Origin of the sequence: Streptomyces enissocaesilis (assembly GCF_039533765.1) — a bacterium.
GTDB lineage: Bacteria > Actinomycetota > Actinomycetes > Streptomycetales > Streptomycetaceae > Streptomyces > Streptomyces enissocaesilis.
The window spans coordinates 1-1,590 of sequence record NZ_BAAAUD010000081.1 but is presented as its reverse complement, the minus strand read 5'-3'; the positions used below and the strand labels follow the sequence as shown (position 1 = coordinate 1,590).

General features: G+C 67.0%; 1 protein-coding gene. It reads left to right on the top strand.

The annotated features are described in order from the left end of the window. The first annotated feature begins 143 nt into the window (after nt 1-143). On the top strand, nt 144-1,580 hold the full coding sequence (locus ABD374_RS31610; protein WP_344500068.1) for an NF041680 family putative transposase: 1,437 nt from the start codon (nt 144-146) through the stop codon (nt 1,578-1,580). The last annotated feature ends 10 nt before the right edge of the window (nt 1,581-1,590 follow it).

The following is a 1,590-nucleotide window of genomic DNA, read 5'->3' as shown; positions in this document are numbered from 1 at the left end:
CCTTAGCTTGACGTTTATGGTCCGTCGTCGAACACGGCCTCGAACTTGCTGATGGGTTTGCCTGAGTTCCGGACGTGAGAGCGGCCTTCGCCTGATCCTGTGCTCCGTCACAGAGGCATGGGATCAACACGAAGGCCGTAGCTATGAGTCTGCTGCAACACGGCATCCCGCGGGATGCGTTTGCCGAACTGTCACGCTTCCGGACGGAGCTCTACGCCTGTCTGGCCGGGCGGCGCGATGCGCTGTTCGAGCTGAGTGATGCCCTGCTGTGCGCGGATGGTCCGGTGAGGACGTTGGTCGAGCTGTCTTTGGAGCCTGAGCACCGGCGTGGGCATGGCGCCTTGTACGGCGGCCTGAACTGCGGGGATCTGGATGTGGCACGGCTGCGCAGAACGCTGGCAGGGCTGCCGCTTCCCCGCACGGCGTCGGGGCGGCTGGTCCTGGCGGTCGATGTGAGCAACTGGCTGCGGCCGGACGCGAATACCAGCCCGGACCGGATGTTCTGCCACACATACGGGCGAGGCAGAAACTCGGCCCAGATGATCCCCGGCTGGCCCTACTCCTTCGTTGCCGCTGTGGAGCCGGGCCGGACGTCGTGGACGGCCGTGTTGGACGTGCTCCGGCTGCGGCCCTGGGACGACGCGATCGCCGTCACCGCCGACCAGATCCGAGAGGTGTTCCAACGGTTGTATGTGGCAGGCCAGTGGCAGATCAGCGACCCGCCCGTCCTGGTCGTCCTTGATGCCGGCTACGACGTGACCCGCCTGGCCTTCCTCCTCGCGGACCTGCCCGTGGAGTTACTGGGCCGGATGCGTTCGGACCGAGTCCTGTACTTTCCGCCTCCTCTCCAGTCGGCGGGCAAGCGGGGGCGCAAACCCAAGCACGGGGCAGAGTTCGCCTTCGAGGACCCGTCCACCCAGCCGGTCCCGTCCATCACCACGGTGACCGACACCACTCACTACGGGCAGGCCGTCGCCACGGCTTGGGACCACCTGCATCCACTGCTGACCCGGCGCTCGGCCTGGGCCGGCCATCCCGGAGAGTTGCCGATTCTCGAAGGCACCGTCATCCGTCTGCAGGTCGATCACCTTCGCGGAGACCGCGATCCCCGGCCGATCTGGCTGTGGTGGTCGGCCACCGATGCCACCGCCGGGGACGTGGACCGGCTCTGGCAGGCGTTCCTGCGCAGATTCGACCTGGAACACACCTTCAGGATGTTGAAGCAGACGCTGGGCTGGACGGCTCCCAAACTCCGCGAGCCGGCCGCCGCTGACCGTTGGACCTGGCTGGTCATCGCCGCCCACACCCAGCTCCGCCTGGCCCGGCCCCTTGCCGAGGACCTTCGCAGACCCTGGGAGCGGCCCGCACGCCAAGGACGTCTCACCCCTGCACGAGTCCGCCGAGGATTTCGCCGCCTCCACGGCAAGGCCCCTCAACTGGCCGGTGCACCGAAAGCCAGCACCGCAGGCCCTGGCCGGCCAATCGGCATGAAGAACAAGCACCGTGCACGCGAACGCACCGTCGGAAAACAGGGCCAACCGGACCTCACGGCAACCCTCACAAGCAGCAGAGCTGGATAAACGTCAAGCT